The 25,383-nt window shown below is 32.5% G+C and carries 26 protein-coding genes and 2 pseudogenes; 18 read left to right on the forward strand and 10 right to left on the reverse strand.

Annotated elements, in window-relative coordinates; all coding sequences use genetic code 11:
• Window positions 1-459: 459 nt before the first annotated feature.
• The 3 genes from JG30_RS08865 to JG30_RS03120 are packed head-to-tail and all read right to left on the reverse strand — an operon-like array spanning window position 460 to window position 1,857.
• Window positions 460-1,260: an ImmA/IrrE family metallo-endopeptidase gene (locus JG30_RS08865; protein WP_084616644.1), complete on the reverse strand. Its 801-nt coding sequence runs from the start codon at window positions 1,258-1,260 to the stop codon at window positions 460-462.
• Window positions 1,203-1,532 (reverse strand): hypothetical protein, encoded by a 330-nt coding sequence (locus JG30_RS03115; protein WP_046316073.1) that lies wholly within the window; start codon window positions 1,530-1,532, stop codon window positions 1,203-1,205. The genes JG30_RS08865 and JG30_RS03115 overlap by 58 nt, the downstream gene beginning before the upstream one ends.
• Complete coding sequence (locus JG30_RS03120; protein WP_046316076.1) at window positions 1,525-1,857, reverse strand: helix-turn-helix domain-containing protein; 333 nt, start codon at window positions 1,855-1,857, stop codon at window positions 1,525-1,527. Before JG30_RS03120 ends, JG30_RS03115 begins: the two co-directional genes overlap by 8 nt.
• Before the next feature lie 1,027 nt (window positions 1,858-2,884).
• Here JG30_RS03120 and JG30_RS03125 point away from each other — a divergent pair.
• The 4 genes from JG30_RS03125 to JG30_RS03140 all read left to right on the forward strand — a co-directional run bounded on the left by JG30_RS03125 (window position 2,885) and on the right by JG30_RS03140 (window position 7,701).
• Complete coding sequence (locus JG30_RS03125) at window positions 2,885-3,793, forward strand: DMT family transporter (protein WP_046316078.1); 909 nt, start codon at window positions 2,885-2,887, stop codon at window positions 3,791-3,793.
• Window positions 3,794-5,087: 1,294 nt separating this feature from the next.
• Window positions 5,088-5,585: a hypothetical protein gene (locus JG30_RS03130; RefSeq protein WP_143443880.1), complete on the forward strand. Its 498-nt coding sequence runs from the start codon at window positions 5,088-5,090 to the stop codon at window positions 5,583-5,585.
• Window positions 5,572-6,477, forward strand: coding sequence for a ComEC/Rec2 family competence protein (locus JG30_RS03135; RefSeq protein WP_046316082.1), 906 nt, complete (start codon window positions 5,572-5,574; stop codon window positions 6,475-6,477). Before JG30_RS03130 ends, JG30_RS03135 begins: the two co-directional genes overlap by 14 nt.
• A gap of 837 nt (window positions 6,478-7,314) precedes the next feature.
• The gene (locus JG30_RS03140) at window positions 7,315-7,701 is read left to right on the forward strand and encodes a MerR family transcriptional regulator (protein ID WP_046316083.1); all 387 of its coding nucleotides are present in this window, start codon (window positions 7,315-7,317) and stop codon (window positions 7,699-7,701) included.
• Between the two features lie 124 nt (window positions 7,702-7,825).
• On the opposite strand, the gene JG30_RS03145 is transcribed toward JG30_RS03140, so the two are convergent.
• A complete protein-coding gene (locus tag JG30_RS03145) occupies window positions 7,826-9,019 on the reverse strand; it encodes a MalY/PatB family protein (RefSeq protein ID WP_046316085.1) in 1,194 nt (397 codons plus the stop codon).
• A 224-nt stretch (window positions 9,020-9,243) separates the two neighbouring features.
• Here JG30_RS03145 and JG30_RS03150 point away from each other — a divergent pair, with 224 nt between their 5' ends.
• On the forward strand, window positions 9,244-9,612 hold the full coding sequence (locus JG30_RS03150) for a DUF3021 family protein (protein WP_046316087.1): 369 nt from the start codon (window positions 9,244-9,246) through the stop codon (window positions 9,610-9,612).
• A 317-nt stretch (window positions 9,613-9,929) separates the two neighbouring features.
• Here the strand turns inward: JG30_RS03150 and JG30_RS03155 are convergent, their stop codons facing one another.
• On the reverse strand, window positions 9,930-10,688 hold the full coding sequence (locus JG30_RS03155) for an SIR2 family NAD-dependent protein deacylase (protein WP_052725176.1): 759 nt from the start codon (window positions 10,686-10,688) through the stop codon (window positions 9,930-9,932).
• The gene (locus JG30_RS03160) at window positions 10,681-11,058 is read right to left on the reverse strand and encodes a carboxymuconolactone decarboxylase family protein (RefSeq protein WP_046316089.1); all 378 of its coding nucleotides are present in this window, start codon (window positions 11,056-11,058) and stop codon (window positions 10,681-10,683) included. Before JG30_RS03160 ends, JG30_RS03155 begins: the two co-directional genes overlap by 8 nt.
• Window positions 11,059-11,418: 360 nt before the next feature.
• Between JG30_RS03160 and JG30_RS03165 the strand changes: the two genes are divergently transcribed.
• From JG30_RS03165 to JG30_RS03180, 5 genes and pseudogenes are all read left to right on the forward strand, one after another.
• Window positions 11,419-11,991, forward strand: coding sequence for a DapH/DapD/GlmU-related protein (locus tag JG30_RS03165; RefSeq protein ID WP_245626284.1), 573 nt, complete (start codon window positions 11,419-11,421; stop codon window positions 11,989-11,991).
• A gap of 35 nt (window positions 11,992-12,026) precedes the next feature.
• Window positions 12,027-12,894 (forward strand): annotated as a pseudogene (locus JG30_RS03170) (aldo/keto reductase); the annotation flags it as partial.
• A 388-nt stretch (window positions 12,895-13,282) separates the two neighbouring features.
• The gene (locus JG30_RS09255) at window positions 13,283-13,405 is read left to right on the forward strand and encodes a hypothetical protein (protein WP_282433255.1); all 123 of its coding nucleotides are present in this window, start codon (window positions 13,283-13,285) and stop codon (window positions 13,403-13,405) included.
• A complete protein-coding gene (locus JG30_RS03175; RefSeq protein ID WP_084616647.1) occupies window positions 13,405-14,337 on the forward strand; it encodes a plasmid recombination protein in 933 nt (310 codons plus the stop codon). The genes JG30_RS09255 and JG30_RS03175 overlap by 1 nt, the downstream gene beginning before the upstream one ends.
• 92 nt (window positions 14,338-14,429) lie before the next feature.
• Window positions 14,430-14,639, forward strand: a complete 210-nt coding sequence (locus JG30_RS03180; protein ID WP_046316093.1) for a hypothetical protein — start codon at window positions 14,430-14,432, stop codon at window positions 14,637-14,639.
• 87 nt (window positions 14,640-14,726) lie between these two features.
• Here JG30_RS03180 and JG30_RS03185 read toward each other — a convergent pair whose 3' ends face one another.
• The 3 genes from JG30_RS03185 to JG30_RS09260 all read right to left on the reverse strand — a co-directional run bounded on the left by JG30_RS03185 (window position 14,727) and on the right by JG30_RS09260 (window position 15,597).
• Window positions 14,727-14,999: a hypothetical protein gene (locus JG30_RS03185; RefSeq protein WP_046316095.1), complete on the reverse strand. Its 273-nt coding sequence runs from the start codon at window positions 14,997-14,999 to the stop codon at window positions 14,727-14,729.
• 13 nt (window positions 15,000-15,012) lie between these two features.
• Window positions 15,013-15,291 carry a hypothetical protein gene (locus tag JG30_RS03190; protein ID WP_046316097.1) on the reverse strand — a complete coding sequence of 93 codons (279 nt, stop codon included), beginning with the start codon at window positions 15,289-15,291 and terminating at the stop codon, window positions 15,013-15,015.
• Between the two features lie 171 nt (window positions 15,292-15,462).
• Complete coding sequence (locus JG30_RS09260) at window positions 15,463-15,597, reverse strand: hypothetical protein (protein WP_282433256.1); 135 nt, start codon at window positions 15,595-15,597, stop codon at window positions 15,463-15,465.
• Between the two features lie 245 nt (window positions 15,598-15,842).
• On the opposite strand from JG30_RS09260, the gene JG30_RS08955 reads away from it, so the two are divergent.
• The 4 genes from JG30_RS08955 (at window position 15,843) to JG30_RS03205 (ending at window position 20,806) form a co-directional block, all read left to right on the forward strand.
• Window positions 15,843-15,932, forward strand: coding sequence for a type I toxin-antitoxin system Fst family toxin (locus tag JG30_RS08955; protein ID WP_143443882.1), 90 nt, complete (start codon window positions 15,843-15,845; stop codon window positions 15,930-15,932).
• A 527-nt stretch (window positions 15,933-16,459) separates the two neighbouring features.
• Window positions 16,460-17,464, forward strand: a complete 1,005-nt coding sequence (locus JG30_RS03195) for a protein rep (RefSeq protein ID WP_046316098.1) — start codon at window positions 16,460-16,462, stop codon at window positions 17,462-17,464.
• Between the two features lie 25 nt (window positions 17,465-17,489).
• Window positions 17,490-18,365, forward strand: a complete 876-nt coding sequence (locus tag JG30_RS03200) for an aldo/keto reductase (RefSeq protein ID WP_046316100.1) — start codon at window positions 17,490-17,492, stop codon at window positions 18,363-18,365.
• 557 nt (window positions 18,366-18,922) lie between these two features.
• Window positions 18,923-20,806, forward strand: coding sequence for a BspA family leucine-rich repeat surface protein (locus tag JG30_RS03205; protein WP_046316102.1), 1,884 nt, complete (start codon window positions 18,923-18,925; stop codon window positions 20,804-20,806).
• A gap of 263 nt (window positions 20,807-21,069) precedes the next feature.
• On the opposite strand, the gene JG30_RS09035 is transcribed toward JG30_RS03205, so the two are convergent.
• Entirely contained in the window at window positions 21,070-21,225 is a 156-nt protein-coding gene (locus JG30_RS09035) for a hypothetical protein (RefSeq protein WP_218837826.1), read from the reverse strand.
• 241 nt (window positions 21,226-21,466) lie between these two features.
• Between JG30_RS09035 and JG30_RS03215 the strand changes: the two genes are divergently transcribed.
• From JG30_RS03215 to JG30_RS09285, 4 genes and pseudogenes are all read left to right on the forward strand, one after another.
• Window positions 21,467-21,760, forward strand: a complete 294-nt coding sequence (locus tag JG30_RS03215; protein ID WP_143443883.1) for a hypothetical protein — start codon at window positions 21,467-21,469, stop codon at window positions 21,758-21,760.
• Window positions 21,761-22,630: 870 nt separating this feature from the next.
• The gene (locus tag JG30_RS03225; RefSeq protein WP_046316111.1) at window positions 22,631-23,089 is read left to right on the forward strand and encodes a MarR family winged helix-turn-helix transcriptional regulator; all 459 of its coding nucleotides are present in this window, start codon (window positions 22,631-22,633) and stop codon (window positions 23,087-23,089) included.
• Window positions 23,090-23,114: 25 nt separating this feature from the next.
• Window positions 23,115-24,509, forward strand: coding sequence for an MDR family MFS transporter (locus JG30_RS03230; protein ID WP_046316113.1), 1,395 nt, complete (start codon window positions 23,115-23,117; stop codon window positions 24,507-24,509).
• Between the two features lie 336 nt (window positions 24,510-24,845).
• A pseudogene (locus JG30_RS09285) lies at window positions 24,846-25,118 on the forward strand (ABC transporter permease); the annotation flags it as partial.
• Between the last annotated feature and the right edge of the window lie 265 nt (window positions 25,119-25,383).

The raw sequence follows: 25,383 nt of genomic DNA on the forward strand, positions 1-25,383 counted from the left end.
ATTGAAACTTGGATACTTATAGGAATTTTAATCGTGTTAAAGTTAAATTATTTTTGAGTATGTCGGATTGGCTTATCAAGAAAGTAATATTCAAAGTTTCGAAACAAAATAAAAAGACATACATTTAATTGTATGTGCTTTTTATTTGGATAATAGCTTAAAAACCTTTTTCCTAACAGTTATCTTTAAACAGAGGAGTTTAAACTTACAAAGTAACATTAATATCTGTATAATTTAATATTTCAGGGATGTAATCCAATTTTCTTCTCTGGTGAATCGGAAAAAAACTTCATTATCTATTTTCTTTATAATTATAGAATTCTTGTGTATATGGATTATTTTTCTTTACTCATCTATGTCAGTTATTTTCATAGAGTCCTTCATAATAGTTCAAATTTGTGTTTTCCTATAACACCCACCATTTTATATTAAAAATTATTGTTTTCTGGAACTTAAATGCTAATTTTTAGTAGTTTGTTCTCCACATACTGGGCAAAAATTAGCACGTCTTGGTAACAATATAAGATTGCATGGATAATTTGATTTACAAGTATTTCTAATAATATAACCACATTTTTTACAATTATTTAGTTCTGGATCGATTATGGGAGTATTGCAATTAGGACAATAATCAGGAATAACTATATGATTATCATCTAAATTGTTTAAAATAATAGAATTTTCTTCAAATTGTTCATGGAAATAAAAAAAGTTAGTAGGTACTACAAAAAACAAGTCTGTAGAATTGCATATTATGCAATGCTTTTGATTTTTAAATGTTTGTTGAGAACATTTACATTTTTTACAATATGTAAATGCAAAATTTTTTGAACAATGCTTATTATTTGGCATATATGAATTTTGGCGTCCTTCAAAGTAATTAACTTTATAAAAATATTTTCTATACGCGCTGAAATCGTCACCATTATCATCAATAAAGTATCTTTTTGCATTTTTTTTATAGAAGGATATTACGTTTGAAGCTGATTCTGGACTTATGTCCAGGCATTTTCCTATATATTCCTTGGTGGAATATATAGGAAACTTTTCAACCAGAAAAACGGGAGCTAGAAGTTCTCTAGCAAATCTATTAGCTTCATGCTCGAATTTAGAATTTTTACCATCATTCGAACTATTTCTTCTAAAATTATTTGTGCTTTTATCATAAAAATGCCTTAATACATAGTGTCCTAATTCATGGGCTAATGTGAATCTAATTCTTTGAACAGGTTTTTTTGAACAATCAGAATCAAATAGCACATTATATTTTTTTTAAATAATCTTTGAGTAGCACCATCATTGGATCTTAGCATTAATGCAATATCATTAGCACTAACTTTATCATGATTATTTTTTATATTAGAATTGAGCTCCTCAGCATAATCTGTAAAAGACTTTAATCTTATTGTTGAAAATCTTTTATAAAGATCTATTAAAGAAAAAGGAAATTTATATATTCCTGCGTCTATTATTGTATTCCATGCCATAATAGAAGCTCTGTCGTAGTCAGCAAATTCATCATTATTACTCATTATTATTTTTCTCCTCATATTTCATAGCTAATTCAAGTATTTTAATTGCACGTTTTCTTTGCTCTGGGGTATATTCTTCTGCCATTCTTTGCAAAGTCTGTACATCTTTATCAGGATTAATCTTGTTCTTGCTAGTATCTCTTCCTAACAAATAGTCTGTTGAAACATTTAAATACTTAGCAACAGCGACAATATTTTCTGATTTGGGACTATGCTTATCCCATTTTGCCATGCTTCCATTAGAAAGTTGTAAATCTCTTTCTATTTGAGCAATACTTATATGTTTATCATTAACTAAATCCTTAATTCGTTGATATATGCTCATTTCAGCCTCCTCTGAAAATTTTATTATTCTTCATTCGATTTTGTGAGTGAGATAGTACGAAAATAATTCGTATGTTAAGAATCTAAGTACATTAGAATTGTATCTTGAACCATCCACAAAATTAATTATAGAAAGTTTTCAGATATATGTCAATACAATTATTAATTTATACATATGAAAAAATTCAGTGATATAAAAATCATACTTATGCTTACTTTTGTATTACTTACGCAATTAAACATTTATATATCAAGTAAAGCCACTATGATAATTTAAGTAACCGTAATTCAGTGATTGAATTACGGTTTTTTTTACGTATTAGTCCAATGTGTGTACTATATATTCTACACTTTATAGGTAAATGCCTTTAGGGTTCTTTAAGATGTCTCTATACTAAAATACTTCAGCATTTTGTCAGGTGAGGTTACCTGTATGCAAGTCGATCCTTGAAATGATTATTTCTAGTCTTCAAGTACTTGTGAATCAAGCTAAGAATAATTGTTCCGCCCTGATTTATAGACCCTTCATCAAAAAATCAAGTGAGATAGTTTTCGCTTTTGGAAACACTTCCCAATTCAAGCTATGATAATTATTGACAAATTTACTAAAAAAATTATTACTGTGCTTGGGTAACTACTAGAACTAATTTAATTAGCAAACTGCTGCCTAGCTTTGATATTGGACGTTCAATTAAATAATTTTTTTACTTTAGGTAATACATCATATGATTCACTATTCTGGAGGAAAAGTTAGCGTCAAGTCACAAAGTTCCCAGAAATAAAAAATGAAAGGCCTCTTCAGAGGCCTTTTTCTTGTCATTATGCTGTTTTACTCTAGTTTGTAAATAGCAAATTTCGGGTTCACTATCATAAAAAATGAGCAGAGTTGATTGGAGGATAATGTATAATTAAATTTAATATCTGGCACTATTAGAAAGATAATAAAAATGAACCTTTACATGTTTTGGAATCAAAAAATGTTTAATAATTAGAAGCATATTTCAAATGAAATTTGAGGAGCCGGCCTTATGACTAAATCAAGACAAGGTATTTTCTATGCAATTGTAGGTGCTATATTTTGGGGAGCTTCAGGCACCATAGCGCAAGGTCTTTTTTCCAGGGGTAAGCTGTCCCCGCTTTGGCTAGTCGGAATACGCTTGTTTTTTGCGGGTCTGTTATTACTCATCTGGTATCAACTGACAACTGGAAAAACAAGCAATAGTTTTAGTATTTGGCAAAAGGGGAATGATGCCAAAACGTTAATTTTATTTTCTTATTTAGGGATGCTGCCGTCACAACTGACATATTTTTTGGCTATCAATTATGGCAATGCACCCACGGCTACAGTGCTGCAATTTTTAGGACCAATTTTCATTATTATATATTTAGCGTTGGCACAAAGAACTTGGCCCCAAAGAATAAATATTATTTCTATTCTGTTAGCAGTCTGCGGGACTTTTTTATTAGTAACTAATGGTCATTTTAATTCACTTTCGTTGTCTCCACTAGCGCTGTTGTGGGGGATCGGCGCTGGGCTTAGCCAAGCAAGTTATACATTATTGCCCGGGAGGTTGCTAACAAAATATGATCCGCGTTTAGTAGTGGGTTGGGCAATGCTCTTGGGTAGTTTACCTTTTATTCCTTATATAGCATTTTATCCACTGCCTCAACTAAATGGATACCTATTGGGAAATATTTTATTTATTATCATTTTTGGAACCATGTTGGCTTATTTATTTTATTTAACTAGTTTACGTTTCATCCAACCCTCAGTAACTTCGATGCTCTCCTCTTTTGAACCTTTAACGGCCACAGTGTTATCGTTTATATTTCTTCAAACCGTTTTAGGGAAATTGCAAATAATCGGAGCTGGTGCAATTTTGGCGACGCTTTTTCTACAATTAATCCCCGCAAAAGAAAAAAAGCTTAAAAAATGAAATTTATACTGGAGGTTTTTTAAAAGCATATTCCTTTAATTACTTGTGAAATTATTTGCTAATCTAGGAATTTTTTGGCCTCGAATTGAAAATCCTTAAGTTTCATTAGTTATGCGATATAAATTTATTGGATCAATATATATTTCCTCGATCAAATTACATTTGTATATTACAGTATATTTTGGTTTACAATTATGCATCAACAAAAATAAAACGGTTTCAAATAGAAGAACTGTGCTAGAATATTAATATAAATCATTAATTATGAAACTGTGAGGTGAATATCATAATAGCATCCAACTTAAAAAATAATTTCATTAAGCCATTAACACTACTAAATTGATTGCGTCTACAGGCTTAGGATCTTATGCATCAGTTACTAACGCTTATATTACAGTAATTACTACTGTGTATAACGGATCACTTTAGTAGTAAATCAGGTGACAAGACCACTGATGTTGTAAATCATATTGGAAACGTTATTAATACAACAAATAAATTAAATACTCATAAGCCAGGTACCAATTCTAATAGTAATACAGTAGTCGATAATACCAGTAAATCAAACACTGGTTCAATTGATACAAATGCAACAGTTACAACAAAACCTAATGAAAACAACAATACAGCAGGTAATATTGTGAAGAATCCAAATACTGAAGTGAAACCAGGCACTGCTCAAGTTCTAAAACCTAATTCCATGGTTGACAATTCTACCGAAAAAAAAAGACTTCAATTTCGGCAATACTGCTATAGGTTCCACCGCTGATTTAAATAAGGCCAATCATTTACCACAAATTGACACAGAAAACAAGGACTTTTAACTACAATTATCAGGGTAATTAAAAATGCTTTCATTAAAACAAATAATTTTATTAATTAATATTTCAAAAAACAATAGTAATATAGAAACTTTCAAATTCTATTAGTGTAAGTATTACGCTACAAAGATCTGAATCATCTAACAAATAACAAATTTGTTAGATTTATAGCAAATTGTGAGTTAAAAGAGGTCGCTAGAGAATTAATTTATTTGATCGAAATGCTAAACAAATCAGCAACAAATAGTTTGTAACAAGAATGATGACTTTTCAACTAGAAATCTATAAGGTATAGTTAAATGTATGATTTAAAAAAATACAAAACTAAAGATATTCCGTATTTTATATGTGCTAATTCCATTATTATTATTCTATTTTCAACTAAAATATCACATAAGTATTTTGTTGATAATTATGATTTCATTTTTAGCTTATTTACTTTTTTTGGAAACATGGGAGTTATATATATATATATGAATATTTTAGATAGCATATTGTCAACAGATGTAAAAAATATTTTGGTTTTTGGTAGAATCACTAACCTGCCTGGAAATAAAGCACTATCAAAATTGTTTTGTGGAAATTATTCTGATCCCAGAGTATCAACAATTGGTTTAAAAAAATTTTATAAAATTACTTGGTGTGAAATTAAAAAAAATAAACAAGATGAATTATATCAAAACAAAAAATGGTATGAACAATATATAGCTGTAAAAAATGAAAGTATAATTTTCTTTTCAAACTCAAATTATCTTTTGGCACGTGATATAAGTGTTCTGTCCATTGTTTTTGTTATATTTTATCCAATAATGCTAATGTTTCCATATATTTATTATAATTATAAAGTACACATTTATTTTATAATTAATTGGATTGTAACTACTTATTCAGCTCACAAAGCTGGGGAAAAATTTGCAAATAATGTCTTAATTGAAAATTATATAAAAGGAGAAAATAATGAGCATAGTTAAGTTTTTTAATGTCAGTAATGGTGATATGTCTTATATTAAACACAATTCTGATAGTTTTTCTATCATTGATTGTAATTTACCAGAAGATAAACAATATAGAACAAAAATTCTAAATGAAATTAAAGATATAAGAAATAAAAAGGGTATATTTAGGTTCATTTCCACTCATCCTGATGAAGATCACTTTCATGGATTGGAATCCATAAATAAAATATGTCCTATCGAGAGTTTTTACTGTGTTAAAAATAACGTAACGAAACCAGACATAACACCGTCTTTTAAAGAATATTGTAATTTAAGAGACAAAGCCTTTTATATATACAAGGGCTGTAGTAGAAAATGGTTGAATCAAGGAGACGAAGAAAGAGGAAGTGCCGGGATAAAAATACTATGGCCTGATACGTCCAATGAAGATTTCAAGCTGTCACTTAAGCAGGCAGATAACAGTCCTAATAATATTTCTCCGATTATACTGTACTCTATTCAGGATAATGCAAAATTTTTATGGATGGGAGATTTGGAAACTGACTTTATGAATAAAATAAAATCTGCCGTTGATTGGCCTAAAATAGATGTATTGTTAGCCCCACACCACGGTAGAAAAAGCGGTCATATTCCCAGTGAAATTTTAGAAAAACTGAATCCTAAACTAATAATTTTAGGGCATGCAGAATCTAAAGATATGGATTATTACACTGGATGGAATACGATTTTAAAAAAGCATAGTGGGGATATTACAATTGAATGTAGTAATCACTTTATGAATATATGGGTCGAAGAGCCAAAATATGTCGAAGAGCTAAAACATGAAATTACAGAACTGATAAATAACCCTCAAAAATTAGACTTAAGCAAATCATTACACTATATTGGTAGTATTAGTGTTAATTAAATGTATTTATACATTTGAAAAAATTGGAAGAAATGGAGTATAAAGTATTGTTCAAGAAAATAGCAATCTATTTAAGTGCTAGTTTAGGACCCTCACAACAATATAATAACCTTTAAGTTTAACATTTAACCATAAAAAGTGAAGAAAAGGTTCTTTTACAAAATTTTCCTTTGTCCATTTTTAGTAAAAGCAAAACTATCATTTCTTCGTTTATTATTGCCCAAACATTTACTATATTTTATACTTTGGTGTTAGTGAATAAGATATTGCGCTAGTTGAAGATTTTGTTTAAAAATTTGAATTAATTAGCGTATTTGATTGCTTACCTTGACCTGCTTTCCATGTTTCAAATGTTGAGGATAAAACTCCTATTTAAAAAAATAATTGAATCATGTTATATTCTAGCGTATGGATTTAATATCAACGCCAGTAAAAAACTATTGATTTGAAAAGTTTTTATATTCGAATGTCTAACGCCATAAGTGATTTAAAAATTTGAAAAGTCTCTTAAATGTAAATCCATTACTTACAGGTTTTAAAGAATAAAAGTTATCAAATTATCATGATTAAAGTGGAGATAACTTAAAAAAGGGCTTAATTTTGGATATTTTGAATTCTGAGATGGAAACTATCCAACTGCAAATTTAAGTTAATGAAGATTTCTTAAAAATAATTCAAATTATTTTTTTCGTTGGTATGCAACTCTTGAATATAACGCGTAAGCATGCTGTTGTTTGGCTTATTTTTCAACTATAATAAAGAAGTGTTAGTACTATAATTATAATTAACTCATTCCCTAGGTAAATAAAATATTGTAAAAAAATGGACTGATTACTAGTGAGCGCAAAAAAATATAAAATTGGAGAAATTTCGCAGATAACCCACTTAACAATTGATACTTTACGGTATTATGAAAAAGAAAAGCTAATATCTCCCGAAAGGGATAAAAATAATGTTCGGGTTTATTATGATAATGACATCAAATGGATTCAATTTATTAAAAGGTTAAAACAGACCGGAATGCCGATCAAAAATATCAAAGAATATTCCAATTTAAGAGATCAAGGTGACAGTACAATTAATGCCAGATTGTCATTGCTATATGAACAAAAAGCAAGATTGGAAGAAAATTATCGCCAATTAGAAGAACACATTTTATTTTTGAATAATAAAATAGACTTTTATAAAGCAAGATTGGAAAGCCAACAGTACGCCAAGAACTAATGGAAAGGTTCTTGAACGTGTCAGTACAAATGTAAATGATTGCTATTTGTATATGAACAAATTATCACTATGTATGCAAAATACAGCTCCGCGGCAGTAAAAGACACTTCCAGGGAGCTGTATTTTATTTCTTGTGCAAGTGATTTAAACCGTTTATTAATCTTTGAATACCTTGTTTTAAAACGGCTTTAGAAGTTGCATAATTTAATCTAATAAATAAACCGTCATTATTATTGAGCCCAAAATCTTTATTAGATTGAATCCCGATGCCACTATTATTTAATTCATGCAACAGATCCTTTTCAGAACAATGTAAATAACTGACATCAATCCACGCTAAATAGGTAGACTGGCTGTTGGTAACTATAGCTGGGGTTTTACTTTCAATTTCTTTAGTTAACCATTGAAGATTACTTGCTAAATAGACTAATAATCGTTGCAGCCATTTTTCACAAATGGGATTTTCATAAGCTGCCTTCAATGCGGGTAACGCAAAAGAAGTAGGCCACTCAGGATTAGAAGAATATTGTGCAGTGCTTTTCATCTTCTTCAAATAGGTGTTATTGGTAGTGTGGTAATATGAAAATTGCAGCCCAGCTACGTTGAATGTTTTCGATAAAGATTTAAAAGTTATTATTTGGTTACTATATTCTGGACAAATAGACGCTACGGGATAATATTGATAACCTGGTAATATTAAATCACTATGGATATCATCCGAAAGAATAATTACTTGGTGTTGTTGACAAATATTAACGAAGTGGCGTAATTCGTCGGGGGACCAAACTCTACCAGTGGGATTATGGGGGTTACATAAAATAGCCATTTTCACATGATTCGCAACAATTTGAGATTCCAATTTATCCCAATTAAAGAAATAACTTTTCTCTTCTCTAATGAGATCATTTTTTACTAATACTCTTTTGCTATGCTCAATAGCAGATCTAAAATGCCCATATAACGGACTTTGGACGATGATTGAATCATTTTCTTGGGTTAAAGCTCTAATAGCCAGACTGATTCCATTAATTACTCCTGAACTATAACCCAGATTTTCCGGTTTAACATTCCAATTATTTCTTTTTTTTAACCATTCGGCTATGACCTGTGGTATGTCTGTGAGCTCAGGATACTCTACATAACCATAGATTCCTAGTTCGGCATACTTTCTAATTGCAGAGATAATAGGCTCAGGGGCTTTGAGATCCATATCTGCAATCCACATAGGAATTAAATTGGAATTCTGGTAAATTGATTGGGCACCATCCCATTTCATACTATAAGTATTTTTACGATTAATTATTTGGTCAAAACTCATGATATTTTACACTCTTTTTGCTGATTGCTTTAATTAAAAAAACTGGGTATTGTACTTTATTTGGCTGAATTTCAAAGTGTTGTGTCTGGCACTTTTGTCTCAAAGATAGTCCGATTAAATTTCATATTTTCCAGACAATAATGTAACTATTATTATAAATTGAACTATGATAAAATTTTAATATAAAAGTTTTGACAATGAACTACTAAATTAAGGAAAAATTTATGCGTTATATTTTATCGGCAATTATCCGGGGAATTATTCCTTTTGTGATTATGAGTTCACTTGCTGGAATTATGAAATTACAGCGGCTGGAGGACTACCAGGTTAAATCGACTTTTCTCACAGGTTTAATTGTGACAATAGTTGTTGCAGCCTCAGTTATTTATGAAGTTGAAAGTTGTTCCTTGATCAAACAATCAATCATTCACTTTCTAATTATGCTAATAACTGTGTATCCTTGTTTGGTATGGAGTAACTGGTTTCCCCATACAACAATATTCGACTTGTTGAAAATATTTGGTCTATTTCTGCTGGTCGGGATCGTTTTATGGATCGTATCATATATTGTGTTTGATAAAATTTTGAAGTAATAATTTCGGGCAACAACCGACAAATCCAGAAGATTATATCTAGGGATTGCGATAGTTAATTATATTCATGTTGACCGCCAACCCTAGGCCTCCAAATAATGGCTTTACTTTTCTCCTTTTTTATACATATACCAAAGTCCCTGATATTGAGACTTCTGGGTTTGCAACTGGTGCTTGTGGTCATTGTTGCACCAATAAGGGTTGACGGGGCCAGACTTTCTAACTTTAATGATGAACGTTCTGGCCGCTGGCACGGACTTATAACTGACAGCTTTCGACAACATTTCGAGATACATTGATTCCAATAAAAGATTAGATTAAAGCTGCAACTTTTTTTGCAGAATCTTAAAGACTTCATTAGCATTCTGAGTGATGTTTACAACGTTTTTATCATTATGGCGGGAGTTATATTTATTGTTAATAACAAATATAACTCCTTTATTGTCAAAAGAAGAAAAGCTTCTGCGGGTTCCAACGACAATCAGCACATCCGCTTTTTTGATCTCTGCTTCGCCTTTTTTTACAGCTGCGGGATAACTTGCTAAACCGCGTAAAACAAACTCGGGAATGACTGTCGAACCGCAGTTTTTACATAAGGGGATTTTCTTTTGATCGTAAGCTAATAGATCCCAGTCATATTTTTTATTACAACTACAACATCTGTTCCGTCGCATATTACCCCAATATTCCACTACATTTTTGGCACCGGCCTTTTGATGTAAAGTATCAATATTCGTAGTTATTAGGCTTTTTAAAATGCCAGCCCTCTCTAATTGCGAAAGTACTTGATGTGTACTATTAGGAACTGCATAAGGCTGAAAAAAAGTTTTTCTATATAATCTATAAAATTCCGTTGGATTATTTATGGCAAAATTCGGATTTAATAACCCAAAAACTCCCATACGCAAATGGGCGTAACTAAACAAACCATCGTTTTTGAGAATTTCGTTGATTCCATCGAGATCGGGAATTCCAGAATCTGTGGAAGCTCCCGCCCCGGTAAAAGCGACTAAGTGCTTGGATGCTTGGATTTTGTGACATAAAAAATCTATATTTTCTATATCTACGTTATTCACGATTCTTGAATACTTCCTTAGCAACATTAATGGCGTTGAGAACTTTGGGAAAGCCGACATAAGGTAGACATTGGATAAATGTTTCTATAATTTCTGTTTCGCTTAAGCCGACATTTAAAGCAGCATTTATGTGAACGTCTAATTGAGCAGCAGTATCACCTTGAGTTAACAAACTGGTAATTGTAATCATTTCTCTTTGCTTCAAGTCCAGCGTAGGTCGGTTGTAAATATCACCAAAAGCAAATTCAAAAATATATTTTCCCACATCTGGCGCAATATCCTTTAAAGAATTCATCACATTATCAGCCGCTGGGCCATCAACTTGAGCGAGTGTCTTTTTTCCTAAGTCTAATCTATTTAGTTCTGTCATTACTGCAACCTCCTTAATTTGTAAATATCTTGCAAATCAATATTTACAAATTAAGAATATAAAGGCTGGAGTTTACTCCATGTCAAGCAATTTTTAAAATTTATTTAATAAAGACATAGGAGATGATATATTTTACAACTGCCAAGCAACAACCTAAGCTGATCTGATAAAACGTTAAGCTTTTTCAATGAGGATAAGCTTGGCTTTTGATCGTCAGAAACCACCTGGCAGGTACTTTTAATCGCTGAGAAAATTGCCGGCAGTTATTTTTATGTTTTTGGTACATAGTACGTCATGATAGTTTAGCATTAGACATTCTGTTGAAACACACCTAGGATAAAGGCAGAGGATGTGATGACTGTGGGAAATCCTGTTTTAAAAGAACTGATTAATGGGGGAAAAGTCGTCTTTGACAGTTCACTTCAACAACAAGTAGATCAGCTTGTAGCGCAAACCACGAGTCAATTATTATTATTACAATTCAATCAAACTGCTACGAAAGCTGCGCAATTGAAAGCCATGGAAGCCATTTTAGGTTATCCTGTTCCCGAAACATTGCGGATTAATCCACCGTGGCAGGTGGATTTAGGTGCACACACCTTTATCGGGGAAAATGTATTTATTAATCGAGATTGTTTATTCATGGATCTGGGTGGAATTTTTTTGGAAGATAATGTGTTGTTAGCACCACGAGTGTCCTTGCTGTCCATGAATCACGCGGAAGCACCCACTCAACGGCAAAATCTAATTTTAAAAGCGGTGCACATCAAAAAAGGTGCTTGGATTGGTGCAGGCGCCACAGTGCTGCCCGGTGTAACTGTGGGGGAAAATGCGATCATGGGTGCCGGAGCCATTGTCACCAAAGATGTGCCGGCTAATATGGTGGTGGCCGGAACTCCCGCTCAAATTTTGCGACCGATTAAAACATCTTAATCATTATGTTCATAATGAAAGAATTCGATGAGACGATGGGATATGCGTATCTTGGTAAAACCGATCTGAGAGTATCGAAAATTTGTGTTGGAGGGATGAGCTTTGGTCAACCGCAAACAATGCACGACTGGACTTTAGATAAATCACAAACTGAACAAGTAGTGCAGCATGCTTTGGCATTAGGATTTAACTTTTTTGATACTGCTAATGGTTATTCTGCCGGTACCGGCGAAGAATATTTAGGACAAGCCCTGAAAAAATATCGCACGTGATCAAGTAGTCATTGCGTCGAAGGTATATTTTAACCCGGGACGTTTGTCTAAAACAGCAATTAAACGTGAAATCGAGGGAACCTTAAAGCGATTAGTAACTGACTATCTCGATCTGTACATTATTCATCGCTTTGATTATGAAACACCAATTGAAGAAACCATGGAAACTTTAAATGAATTGGTGCAAGAGGGTAAAGTACGGGCCCTGGGAGCTTCTGCAATGTACGGTTATCAATTTTATAATATGCAATTAGTGGCGCGTGACCATGGATGGACGCCTTTTTCTGTGATGGAAAATCATTATAATCTCTTATATCGAGAAGATGAGCATGAACTGATTCCAATTTGTAAACAATGGAATGTTTCTTTAATGCCATATAGTCCATTGGCTTCCGGCAGACTGGCGAGACCAACTTGGTCAGCGAATACTCTACGTAGTAAAACAGATCGCGTTGCCCGCGGCAAATATGATCATACTTTTGAAGCTGATCATCAGATTGCCAAAAGAGTATATGAGATTTCCCAAAAATATCAGGCCACTATGGCGCAGGTAGCTCTTGCTTGGCAGTGGGCTAAGAGAGTAACCTCTCCAATCGTTGGGGCTACTAAATCCCGCTATTTGGATGATGCGGAAAATGGAGATTTGATTGATACCGATAGTCCAGATGATGATGCGGAATTAGGAACAGAAGTGGTTATTGCTCGTTGGGATTGGAAGCGCAGAGATTATTATATTGTGAAGCCGACGCAGGGGATTTTCAGTTTTCAAGTCGGAGATACGCGCTGTTATAGTTCTGGAGTGCTGTCTTGATTTTTGGGTTTTGGGTTTGCCAATGGACGTGAAATTTTTCTGCTTCAACAGAAATTTTGAGCTGTCCTTTGGGCAACATTTGCGTTAGCATTTGTTGCGGTTTTTGCCCCGCATGGCTCGCAGATTTACGTAGTAAGTCTAGCTAGCTAGCAAGCTATCTATTATAAGTTAATATCTGCTATAATTGAGTTATTGTGGGGGTTTTAAGATGGCTAAATATTTGAGTATTAACCGTAAAAAAGTTAAAGCAAGTAAGTCAGTTAATGGTTTGGTGAAAGAGTATTTTCGTGATGAAAAAATGCTGATAAATTTGATGATGGCCACCGTCTAATTGATGTTGCTAAAACTAAAGATAATGTTATTTTGTATCATTCTCGGTCAAATAATTTGGATCAAGCTCGCCGTAAATCAATTAAAGTTGTGAATCAGAAGCGTTCTGAACGTCCTGATGATTTTGTTCGTCGTGCTGATTATTCTTCTGAAAAAAGTTATAAGTCTGCTCTTAATTCTGCTCGGAGAAAGTTGCGGAAAGATGGAGTTGATGTAATTACTTCTGTGGTTCAACCTAGTGCTGATTTTATTAATCAGTTTGACCGTTCACAGCAGATTAAATTTTTTCATGATTGCCTAGATGTTATGAATAGTGACCGTGAAACTTATGGTCGTACTTTGGCAGCTGTTGTTCATTTTGATGAGAATATTCCGCACATGCAGGTAATTTCTTCGACTATTTCTTTGCAGACTTTAAATTTTATGACAAAAAAAATGTTTGGTAACAAAACTAAAATGAGTCGAGACCAAACAAAATTTGTGGAAGCTGTTCAGGCTAAGGGTTGGCAGGTTGAACGAGGACTGCAACGCGTTAATAATCCTGATTATCAAAATTTTAAAACTGAAGCCGAACTAAAAGAATTGCAAGTCAATCGTTTTACTGATGAGAAAATTTTTCAGGCTGAAAAAGTAATTAATCAAGCTCGTTTAGAACAGGAAAAGTCTCTTAAATTTTTCAAAGAATCTCAAAATAAATTAGCTGATTTGGAAAGCAAACATCAACAATTTGATAAAAAAGTTTCTAAAACTAAAGATTTAATCGACCATATAAGTGATGAAATAAATCCTCAAAGTAAAATTGAACGGAAACTTAATTTGGCTGTTAATTTTAGCAGTAATCATCTTTATAATCCCTTTGAAATTAGCATTGAAGTTTTTTTTAAATCTTTGAAGTCAGTTAAAAAAAGTTTGAAGATTGGAAAAATGAACTGACTCAGCGGGAGAAAAAATTAGAAGAAAGAGAGCAAGAACTTAGATTAAAAGAAAAAAATTTAAGTCAAACTTATTATGATTTTTTTGAGATTTTGGGTGGAATAAAGGATGAAAAGGATAAAGATATTACTCAAAAAGTTATTCAAGAACGAGGGCTTTTAGATAATTCTGGTACCTGGCATAGCGTTTTGGAAATTTTATTATCTAAAATCCAAGAAGCTAATCAACAGCAGAGTGAAAAATTAGCCTCTGTGGTCGATAGAAGTATTAAGAATGATAAAAGTACCTCTCGTTCTTCCTAATGGTATAAGAAGCGTTTAAGGGCTTATAGACGCAATTTGGAACGTGATATGTAAACAAAAGGACTAGATTTATTCTAGTCCTTTTGTTTACATATAATTCCAATATTTTCCTTTTGGATTTCCATTTCTTCTTATATTTGCATCTAATATAATAAATATTATGCTGATTATAACTAGTACTGCTTCTATTATTAATAATAAATTTGCATATGGTCTTATTTTTATTAAAAATAATGATAAAGTCCATAGTAATAAGCTTATATCTAGTGTTATTAAAGTTAATTTATTTATTTTATTCATTGTATTTGTATATTTTGTTGGGTATTTTTTTGTTATTTCTTTAAAGAAGGTTTTTTTCATTTTTTCTCCCCCTTTATTGTGCGTATGAACCTGCATACCAGCATCCACGCATCATGTATACTTTTCCGTTTTGAGTATTTGTAATTTTAATTGCCCAGTTTACAGAACTTAAGAAGCTTTTTACAGCTCCGAAATAATTTCCTGCATATGCTCGGAATAATCCATAATAAAATGTTCCGATAAATCCTACTGATTTTGCTGCTTGTAATGCCCCTTTTGATAAATAGAGATTGGCATTACCATTACTAATTCTACCATACCAAACAATTTTGCTTACTTCGTAGGATCTCATTAATCCTAAATTGCCTAATTGATTTGGATTTGCTCCTTGTGCAATTAAGTATTGTCTAAGTTCAATATCTGAAATTGTTACTGTTGTTTGGTTGTTTTTTGCATCGTATTGAACTTCACTATAATTTTTGATATTAACATTGTTGTTTTTTTGTTCTAATTCTTTATTAAACTATTGTTGATTTGTTGCAGTTACATCTTGTTGATTATTTAATGTAGCTGCACTAGCTATTGATGGAGTTGTTGCTGCGCCTAGTGAAATAGCTAAAAGGGTAATTACACTTGCTCTTTTAATATTTTGTTTCATTGGTGACACCTCCATGTTTTTATTAAATTTTCTATACTCAGATTATATCTAAAAGTAAAATTAAAAGTAAATATATTTTTAATATTATTTTTATATAATCTTAAAAACAGATGTTTAAACGCTGTTTTAATGGAGTCAATTTCTAATTTTTTCTAATTTTATTTCTTAGGATTATATTAAAAATATATTATTTGTTTTTGTTATAATTATTTTTGGCAACTAGCCCCGAGAGGGGGTGTGTTTAGTTGCTGAAGGATATATTTGTCTTGTTTATCGCTCCAATAATTGTTGGAGTAGTTTTAAAACCCTTTGCTTACTGGTTAGATAAGCATTAGGATAATCCAAAATTAGTTGCCATCTAATCACACAAAAAAAGCCATTCCTATTAACGGTAGGATTAGCTTTTGTGTTTCATTGCTAAGATATATTTGTCTCTGTACTTTTATTATATCACGACCCTATAAAATAAAAAGCGAGAACGACGTCAAGGATCAGCAGTGGAGATTTTTTTGCCAAAGGTTTCCCTGCCCAATGGCGAGTTAACAGGGGTTTGGGGTGTTTAACCCCCGAGGTTTTGAAATGAGCAAAGCGAATTTCTCTTATCTTGATACATACTAGATACATACTAGAAACAACTACGTTTTTTTTAGTGATTGCATTTTTTTTTAGAAGTAATAATAAAATTAATTTGTTGTGAGTTATTGATTTTAAACATAAAAAAAACACTCACGTTTGTTCCATGATTTAGCGGTCAGGAAACGTGAGAGTTCTAAAAATTTTACGTAATCCATTATAAATGAAATTACATAGAATGCAAATTATTTAGAGCTCTTACCGTGAGAAAAAGGTGGGAGCTTTTAAAATGTCAGATTTAATTTTAACCAGTCAAAAGTTAGTAGATAAGACCCGTAAAGGTAAGTTGAGACCTTGGTCTTCAAAGAAAAAAGATAATACTTTATATGCCAAATATTTGGCTCAATTGCACTTTAATAAAGCGGATAATGTGCGACAATGTGGTGAAACTTTGACCTTTAAAAAGTTGCCTAATGGTCGTCTAAAATTATTTCAAACTTGGTTTTGTAAGTCTAAACTTTGTCCACTTTGCAATTGGAGAAGGTCGCTTAAAAGTTCTAATCAGTTGCAGAAATTGTTGCAGGTTGCACTTCAAAAAGAACCTCAAGGTCGATTTTTATTTTTAACTTTGACCCAAGAAAATTCTACTGGTGAAACTCTGAAACAAGATATTTCTCGTATGAGTAAGGCAGTTAATCGGCTTTTAAATTATAAAAAAGTTTCGCAAAATTTGTTGGGTTATGTGCGCAGTTTGGAAGTTACTGTGAACGATCAAGACTTGGAAAATATTACTTATCATGCTCATTGTCATGTTTTATTATTCATGAAACGTGAGTACTTTTCGGATTCGCAAAATTATTTGGAACAGTCGGAATGGACTAACTTATGGCGTCGCGCTTTAAAAGTTGATTACCAACCTATCGTGCATATTCAGGCAGTAAAGAAAAATTCAAAACGTCAAAATAAAAATTCTTTGTTGTCTGCTGCTCAAGAAACTGCCAAATATCAGGTTAAGTCTGCGGATATTTTTACGGGTTTTGCTGATCTTGATTTGGAAGTTATTGATGTTTTAGAGAAAGCTTTGTCTGGCACTCGGCAGATTAGTTTTGGTGGATTATTTAAAAAATTGCGTCATGATTTGCAGTTGGATGATGCGGTGGGAGCCTTTAATTTAAATCTCACAGCTGAAGACCTTAATTACTTGGAAGAATTGTACGTTCCCCATAAAATTGTGGGGGCCATCGATCATAATCCACCTGAAGATATGATGTTGCTTGATGAAGATCCAGCTTAGTGTTTTGTAATAAGAAGGTGAATTTATGACGACTGTAGCACAAATAAGTCTTCGTAATGGTGTCAAAATGCCGCAAGAAGGCTTGGGAGTTTTCCAAATTAATGATCCTAAGTTGTGTGAGGAGACGGTTTTACATGCATTACACAGCGGCTATCGTTTGTTCGATACTGCCAGCAGTTATCAAAATGAACAGGCCGTAGGCCAAGCTTTGAAAAAGAGCCAAATACCAAGATCCAATGTATTTTTAACTACTAAAGCTTATATTCAAGAAATGGGTTACCAGCCCACACTGAATGCTTTTGATAAGTCTTGTCGCCGATTAGGTACAGATTATCTAGACTTATATTTGATTCATATGCCTTTGAATGACTATTTTGGCAGTTGGCGAGCACTGGAAAAACTATATAAAGATGGACGTGTGCGGGCCATTGGAGTCTGCAATTTTACTTCTACCGAATTATTAGATCTGATTTTCAATGTTCAGATCCCGCCAATGATTAACCAGATTGAAAATCATCCTTTGTATCAAAGAACACAAGAACTTGATTTTATGCGTCAGCAAAAAGTGCAACCAGAGGCGTGGGCGCCTTTTGCTGAGGGAAGAAGGGGGATTTTTCAAAATGAGCTCCTTCAAAAGATTGCGATGCATCACGGTAAAACTGTAGCCCAATTAATTTTACGATGGAATATTCAACGCGGAATGGTCGTTATTCCGAAATCAACACATCAACAAAGAATTCAAGAAAATTTAGATATTTGGTATTTTTCTCTAAGTCCGGCTGAAATGAATAGCATTGGCTCTTTAGATGAAAACAAGCCGCAGATGTTGGATCTTAATCGCCTCAGTGAAGTACGTCGCGTGTACAATTATTTAACTAATCCCGTTGTCACAAGTCTTTAACCACACAAAAAAAAAACGGATGGTTGAACCTGCAGACTGGTTTTTAAATAAATGCTCATAAAATTGAATTCGCTTGGTTGAAAATTAATTTTTGATTAAGATAATTAATCTGGTGCAAATAATTTAACATAACAAGTCGAATTAAATTACTAAAGATAAATTGATATAACAACTAAACCAATTAATAGAAAAAGCACTAGCTATAGATTTAGCCAGTGCTTTTTTGGTTGTGAAAGAAACAAAGGTGTAGAGGTCTGGAAACTTATCCGGACATGTGTATTGTATCACATAAGTAGCATTTATTTAAGACTGTATTTAAGAAATTAATCTTAAAATTAAATTTAAGCATGCTTTTTTGAAAATAGTTTCATTTGGTTACAAATATTCGAATTATTACGCCGTTTCAATAATAAAGCTGAATATAATCAGAAATGTGGTTAATATACTATAAAAATATAATAATAGTATTAATTTATTTGATAAATTAGTGCTATGATACTTATGAAGCCGGTTTCATGTTATAACTATTGTTTTTGTTGAAAGGAGATATCTTGATAATGATGAAAACTCCAAGTAAGAGATGGACTTTGACGACGACCTTTGTCGGCTTAGTCTGTGGTTTAGTGTTAACGCAAAACAAACTTTACGCCGATACGATGTCAACTACGCCTGATCAAACACCGATTGCCGCTGTTCAAAAATCTACTGAACCGCAACCTGTATCTCTGGCTGCTCAGGCAAAGAAAGATAATAATGTTCAACCAGCCACACCAGTGACTAATGCCACTTCCACTGCTGCAGAAAATACACAGACATCGCAACCAGAAACACAAGAATCCCAAACAAGCACTGCTGCGACTGATCAGCCAGCAGTGACAGATCAAAAACCAAATACTGCTACACAGCAGCCAGGGACGGGTTCTTCAACATCTGAAGCTAAACCAGTGGCGACTGATCAACCAGTAACTCCAAATTCAGTAAAGACCACCCAATCGACAGCTTCTGATAAGACAACCACTCAATCTCAGCAACCAGCAGCTCAAGCAGCAACTGATCCCAACCAAAATACCGAAACATTGATTGCCAACGGTCAATCTGGCACAGCTAAATGGGATTATGTTAAAAACAATAAAACAGGTGAAAATATTTTAAAGATTCATGCTGGCCAATTGAGTGAAACTAAAGTATTCAATTGGTCGGGTGTTTCTTATTATTTAAATAAAATAATCATTGATCCTAATGTCTATGCACCCAAAAATGCTGACTACTTATTTAGTGATTTAAGACAATTAAAAACTATCGAGGGTTTAGCTAATCTCCAAGTGCAGTATACGCAGTATATGCACGAAATGTTTGCCAATGATCCCTTACTGGATGATATTGATTTAAGTTTTTGGCCTACTTATCGAGTCACAGATATGAGCAATATGTTTTATAATGATAAGAGTCTGACCAATTTTAATTTGGATTATCTTGATACTGGCAACGTACTTGATATGCAATACATGTTTTATGGTACAGGGATTACTAATATTGATTTAACTACTCTGGATTTATCCAAAGTTCAAAATATGAGCTATATGTTTGCCAATTCTCAATTACAAAGTGCAGATTTTAGTAATTTAGATATTTCTAATGTGACTAATATGCATGGCATGTTTTGGTATTCGAAATTACAAGATGTTAATTTGGAAAATGTAAATGCGGCTAATGTTACAGACATGAGTTATATGTTTTATAATACTCAGCTAAAAGATCTGAAATTGAACGGTATTAAAACACCAAAATTACTCGATATGAGTTATATGTTCGCTAACTGTGCGCTTAGTGATCTCGATTTGAGAGCCTTGGATACCACTATGGTAAAAGATATGAACCATCTATTCTTCAATGATTTATTTTTGATGAATGTTAATTTAAGCTATTTAAATACTGCCAATGTACAAAATATGAATGGAATGTTTGCCCAATGTGAAAATCTTCAGAATCTTAATGTTGGATGTTGGGATACCAGTAAGGTTACAAATATGGGATCCATGTTTTCTGATTGTAAAAATTTGCTTACTTTGGATTTAAGCAACTTTAATACGCAAAAGGTCACCACAGTGCAACAGATGTTTATGGGAGATACTAAATTAACCAGTTTAGATATTCGCAGTTTTGATCTAACTAATGCCTACTCTGGAGATATGCTGTATGCAACCAGATTTTTAAATCGTTTAGTCTTAGGTGCAAAGACCTTTATTGCTAATGCACGTTTAACTGATGTACCGCGGGTCGGATTCAAAGTTCCTGGAACCAATTATCGAGTTAATTCTTCTAATTGGGTTGCCGTGAATGGTCCACAAACGGGGCAGAAATTCACTTCGAAACAATTGATGGATTCTAATAATAGAGTAGCGGGTGCAACTATTTATCAATGGGACACACGTGTGAGTTAGTATTACACAGTTAAACATTCAAAAAGTGCTGGTCAATTAAAGACCAGTGCTTTTTTATATTTAAATTTTGCAAATGCTCATCAAATACAATTTATTTAGTGGATTGAATAAAGCTTTTTAACTAATTAATAATTATGGTTTATTATTCAAATGGATTGTAAAAAATTTGATTATCCCAAAATCACATAAAGATTGGTATCTATAAACATTGATTTTTTAATCTATTAATAGTGGGAAAATCTAGAGTTTTTATTTATTATTTGTTAATGAACATTATCTAAAATAAGTTTCATGGAATTGCCAAATTCAATAGCAAAGTGTTCATTATGATCAAATACCAGCTCGTCTGGTGCTGCAGAAGAAATGTACAACCATAAATTAATTTTTAACCCTAAGCCTGTTACATAAAATTGATGCATTGCATAAGCTCCAATATCAAAATGATCTGAGGCTAAAAAAATCTTCCCTAACATAACCATTGTGGCATTTGGGGCTGGAGTCACGGTAGCTTCATCTGTTGGATTGACAATAACTTTGGATGATAATATTTAGATTGGCTTAAATTTTATTACCAAGGTGCCAGTACTGCAGTCTTTAGAAGGTTATAAACCTTTTGTCTATTACAATATACAATTCCCAGATGGAACTGTGGCAACCAATATGATGACAATTTTAGATAAGGAGAGCAATTTTAAAGAGGGTAATTGTGATGTTCAATACGGTAATAATTATTTTCGGGGTAATTTGACTGATTATAGCGTTCATATTGAAGATCCGCAAAAACAGTTTACTATTGATTTAAATTTACATCGGGAAATTAGTTCTTGGCGTCTTGGTAGTGCGTTTGCACAAAGAAGTGATATACAAACATTTACTTGGTTATGTGCCGCTCCAAAAGGTGAGGTGAATGGATTTTGGCGCTATCAAGATAAGAAACTTTCTTTCCATGGTTAAGGGTATCACGATTATCAATGGGCAACAGACGTTAATTATACCTTTTGGAATAGATGGCTTTGGGGCCGTCAACAAACTCAAGATTATACTGTACTGTTATTTGATCTTGTATCGACACAAGCAACTGGAGCGCAACAATTTCCGTGGTTTTTTGTTCAAGATAAAGATGGAAATGTGATATTTGATAATATCGAAAAAACTGCTGATATAGATATTAAAATTGAGAGTACGCGTGAGGATAAAGGTAGCGGTAAAGTATTTCCGCAGTTATCACGTTATGCTTTTCATAAAAATAATCTCTAAGCTAGTTATATCCTCAATGCAAAAGAAGATTTTGTTTTTAACAATCATTAGCAACTAGCGCCGGAATCAATTAAAAAGGAATATGATAAATTAGGATATTATCCAACTTATACCCAAACAAGTGCCGATGCCCATTTTATTTTGAAAGAGAAGGGGGAAACATTAGTAGATTTTTCTGGGGAATGCTTTATGAGATATCTAGTATGTGGTCCAATTATTTGCTTGGTGCTTCTGATAAGGAGAACATTCAAAAAGTTGATCCCCTTGCGCTGGCTGCCCAATTACATATCCAAAATAATAAAAATACCTTGTAATAGTCAATGTTTAGGTAATTATTGAAAAATAATATTCAATAAACACAGATATGTAGTCTATTTGAGTATAGTTATGCAAAAATTTAGTTGGTAATCCAATGAAGGATTTCGATTTATTTTAAATTAGAATACTAGCCTTAAAGTATAATTCACAGGCTGCTATGAAAATTAATCGTTGACTAAGTTTATTTTTAAGCAGTTTTTTATTGCTTTTAAGCAAATAGGTAGTAAACTACATTTTGAGGTGTTAAATATGCAAAATAATAAAATTAACAGTTTAGGTCCTTTAATTAAAGTGGCTAATAACTTAATAGAAAAAGAATTGAATAATAACATGAGACAGTTATTTACGGAATTTAATTTAACTGGTCCCCAAGTTGCCTTATTAACTTATCTTTATGAGGCACAAAGTCGAACTGTTTCTCAAAAAGAATTAGAAACAGTTTTTGTAATTAGCCATCCAACCATTCGTAGTATTGTAAAACGCTTAGAACAAAGACAATTAATTAATATTTCTACTTTAAAAAGTGATCGCCGGCAAACGATTCTTTCCTTATCGGCTTCAGGTTCAACTTTAATCAAAAATAATATCGGTAAAATTTATCAGGTTATGAATCAAATCAATCAAAAAATCACTCAAGATATTACTTCTGACGAGCAGCAACAATTAATTACATCAATACAAAAAATCGTCCACAATTTTACTAAGTAGTAAACTACATTAAAGAGGAAAAATCATGCAAATTAATATAAAAAAACGTAATATTATGATGATTATTTTATTGTCGGGAGCCTTTATTTCCTTATTAGCAGAAACATTCTTAAATAATGCCTTAGTAACTATTATGAAGGCTTTTCAAGTTAACCAAGCTACGGCTCAGTGGTTATCAACGGGTTATTTATTGATTGTGGGAGTCATGATTCCATTATCGGCTTGGATATTTGAAAGATTTTCCACACGCAATAGCTATTTAGTAATGTTATCCATATTTATTGTCGGTTCGCTGTTGTGTTTAACAGCTACTAATTTTTATATTTTGTTAAGTGGGCGCATGATTGAAGCAGTTGCTGCTGGTGCATTGATGCCCTTTATTCAAAATGTTATTTTTCAATTATTTGATCCAAAGCAGCGGGGAATAGCTTTAGGGATGACAGGTCTAGTAATTGCTTTTGGCCCAGCAGTAGGTCCAACTATTTCAGGAATAATTTTAAAATATTATGATTGGCGGATGCTTTTTATAATTTTAACTATTGCCAGTTTAGTTATTTTGATTTGGGCATTTATAAGTTTTTCTGAAATTAATACTCCGCATAAGATTAGTTTGGATTGGTTGTCTTTTGGTGAATCTATTGTAGGATTTGGCCTTATTTTATTTATCTTTTCTGAGATTGGTAATACGGGCCGCATTACGCTAACACAAAGCATTATTTTATTAGTGGGTATCATCATTTTATTTTTATTTGGTAGAAGACAACTTCAGCTAGTAGAACCTTTATTAAATATTCGGGTATTTGTAAATAGTCAATTTAATTGGACTACAACCTTAAGTACACTGAGTAATTTAGCAATGGTAGGCATTGAACTGGTATTACCAATGTATTTACAAACTACGCGTCATGAAACTGCTCTGAGTACCGGCTTAATTATGCTGCCGGGAGCAATCATTATGGGAATCTTTAATCCATTATCAGGTTATCTTTTTGATAAGTTAGGTATAAGAACCATTTCGTTTATTGGATTTATTACTCTATTTATAGGTACATTTCCAATGGCTTTTTTCACAGCAAATACATCAGTTTGGCTTATTGTTTTAAGTTATGCTGTCAGAATGATGGGGATTGCGTTAACGATGATGACGACTTTTACCGCGGGAATAAATTCTTTAGATGCAGCGGATACTGCTTATGGTAATGCGGCATCTTCAACTATTCGTCAAATTGGGGGATCTTTAGGGACAGCAATTTCTATGACTATCGTTAGTTTAGGATCATTTGCGGCTATTAATAACGGACAATCTACTAATGCAGCCGCTGCAGTTGGATTTCACTGGGCTTTTTATTTTATGATCGGAATTGCTATTATAGGTGTTTTAATTTCGTTTAAATTACCACACCAACAGCAAGCAAAATAATTACGGGATATAAAATATCACAAATTCCCAAAATATTTGTGATCAAAATAGTTGGTTTTTGATTTTTAAGCTCTTTACGATAATAGATATATTTTAAATTGATATTTTCAATTTAAACAAAGTTTTAATTCGTTTTTTAAGTACTCTAATTCTTCCACAGCGGGCAATTTATGATAATTAATTATATTTTTTAAAATGATAATTATCATAGACGAAATAATATCAATGGTTAATTTATGAGTTTCTATATCTATATTGCTTCAATCGGTATCAGTAATTAAATCACGAAGTTGATTGTAAAAGCTAGAATCATCTTAGTTTTAGTATCTTTAGCTTCTGGCTTTTGGCATTTTGATCTCTGCGTTGGCCGGATCAGAATTTCAAATGATGTAGTTTTTGCCCTTGGCCATTGTGCCGCAAGTCTTCTTTTCGGGAATTATCCCGCTGGATTCAATGGCTACCTGGGTTCAATATATTGTCAAGGTTTGGCCGTTAACATAATCTGGAGATTCGCTTACCCAGATTATTATTTATGGTAAAAATTTAACGAATCTCGGAGGAGATATTTTGGCCTTGTTAATATTTCTTGTTGTTCTTTTATTTTTAAATAAAAACGTTATCGTAAAGTTTAAGCAAAAGCACGATGCTATTGGGCCTTATAAAACAAGTAATCCAAGTCTAAAAAATAAACTTACAGCATTGTCAAAAAAGCCTCTAATTCAAAGGCGGCTTTTTAGTGTGGTCATAAGTCAGTTTTAAGGCTTACAGAATTAAATCAGATTCATAATCAATGTCCTATCGATAATAAAATCTCAATTGAAAAATATAAAACCCCATTTAGTAAAAATTATGAATTATAGAAATGATTATTTTC

This window comes from Bombilactobacillus mellifer, from assembly GCF_000970795.1.
GTDB lineage: Bacteria > Bacillota > Bacilli > Lactobacillales > Lactobacillaceae > Bombilactobacillus > Bombilactobacillus mellifer.

Coding starts and splice junctions, on each gene's coding strand:
- JG30_RS03115 (WP_046316073.1), bottom strand. CDS start 1,532: ATGAGTAATAATGATGAATTTGCTGACTACGACAGAGCTTCTATTATG.
- JG30_RS03120 (WP_046316076.1), bottom strand. CDS start 1,857: ATGAGCATATATCAACGAATTAAGGATTTAGTTAATGATAAACATATA.
- JG30_RS03125 (WP_046316078.1), top strand. CDS start 2,885: ATGACTAAATCAAGACAAGGTATTTTCTATGCAATTGTAGGTGCTATA.
- JG30_RS03130 (WP_143443880.1), top strand. CDS start 5,088: ATGAATATTTTAGATAGCATATTGTCAACAGATGTAAAAAATATTTTG.
- JG30_RS03135 (WP_046316082.1), top strand. CDS start 5,572: ATGAGCATAGTTAAGTTTTTTAATGTCAGTAATGGTGATATGTCTTAT.
- JG30_RS03145 (WP_046316085.1), bottom strand. CDS start 9,019: ATGAGTTTTGACCAAATAATTAATCGTAAAAATACTTATAGTATGAAA.
- JG30_RS03150 (WP_046316087.1), top strand. CDS start 9,244: ATGCGTTATATTTTATCGGCAATTATCCGGGGAATTATTCCTTTTGTG.
- JG30_RS03160 (WP_046316089.1), bottom strand. CDS start 11,058: ATGACAGAACTAAATAGATTAGACTTAGGAAAAAAGACACTCGCTCAA.
- JG30_RS09255 (WP_282433255.1), top strand. CDS start 13,283: ATGGCTAAATATTTGAGTATTAACCGTAAAAAAGTTAAAGCAAGTAAG.
- JG30_RS03185 (WP_046316095.1), bottom strand. CDS start 14,999: ATGAAAAAAACCTTCTTTAAAGAAATAACAAAAAAATACCCAACAAAA.
- JG30_RS03190 (WP_046316097.1), bottom strand. CDS start 15,291: ATGAGATCCTACGAAGTAAGCAAAATTGTTTGGTATGGTAGAATTAGT.
- JG30_RS09260 (WP_282433256.1), bottom strand. CDS start 15,597: ATGAAACAAAATATTAAAAGAGCAAGTGTAATTACCCTTTTAGCTATT.
- JG30_RS03195 (WP_046316098.1), top strand. CDS start 16,460: ATGTCAGATTTAATTTTAACCAGTCAAAAGTTAGTAGATAAGACCCGT.
- JG30_RS03200 (WP_046316100.1), top strand. CDS start 17,490: ATGACGACTGTAGCACAAATAAGTCTTCGTAATGGTGTCAAAATGCCG.
- JG30_RS03205 (WP_046316102.1), top strand. CDS start 18,923: ATGATGAAAACTCCAAGTAAGAGATGGACTTTGACGACGACCTTTGTC.
- JG30_RS09035 (WP_218837826.1), bottom strand. CDS start 21,225: ATGCATCAATTTTATGTAACAGGCTTAGGGTTAAAAATTAATTTATGG.
- JG30_RS03215 (WP_143443883.1), top strand. CDS start 21,467: ATGATGACAATTTTAGATAAGGAGAGCAATTTTAAAGAGGGTAATTGT.
- JG30_RS03225 (WP_046316111.1), top strand. CDS start 22,631: ATGCAAAATAATAAAATTAACAGTTTAGGTCCTTTAATTAAAGTGGCT.
- JG30_RS03230 (WP_046316113.1), top strand. CDS start 23,115: ATGCAAATTAATATAAAAAAACGTAATATTATGATGATTATTTTATTG.